The sequence below is a fragment of the Neisseria sp. P0001.S005 genome, from assembly GCF_051963715.1.
The window spans coordinates 1-380 of sequence record NZ_JBQCTZ010000731.1 but is presented as its reverse complement, the minus strand read 5'-3'; the positions used below and the strand labels follow the sequence as shown (position 1 = coordinate 380).

The window sequence follows — 380 nt, the reverse complement described above, 5'->3', positions numbered from 1 at the left end:
GCCATGCTCGATGCCATTACCCACCCCTTCCCCAACGTCCGCATCAGCGTGTTTGAAAACCGCTTTTTGGTCGATTATGCCCGCGAAGCCAAGGCTAATTTCATCGTCCGCGGCATCCGTTCCGCCGCCGACTACGAATACGAACGCTCGATGCGCTACATCAACAGCGACATCGCCCCCGAAATCTCCACCGTCTTCCTAATGCCGCCGCGCGAAATCGCCGAAGTGTCCTCCACCATGGTCAAAGGCTTGGTCGGCCCACAAGGCTGGCGCGACATGATAGGCCGCTACCTCCCCGACCCCGTCTATCAAAAAATCCTGCAAGACCACGAAACAAACACATAAAACAAAGGCCGTCTGAACATTTCAGACGGCCTTCC

1 protein-coding gene is annotated in these 380 nt (G+C 56.3%); it reads left to right on the top strand.

The genetic code is table 11. The features are described from left to right. Nucleotides 1-345: pantetheine-phosphate adenylyltransferase (gene coaD, locus ACTHSP_RS22600; protein ID WP_440347083.1), on the top strand; the 345-nt coding region annotated here is incomplete at its 5' end. Nucleotides 346-380 lie beyond the last annotated feature (35 nt).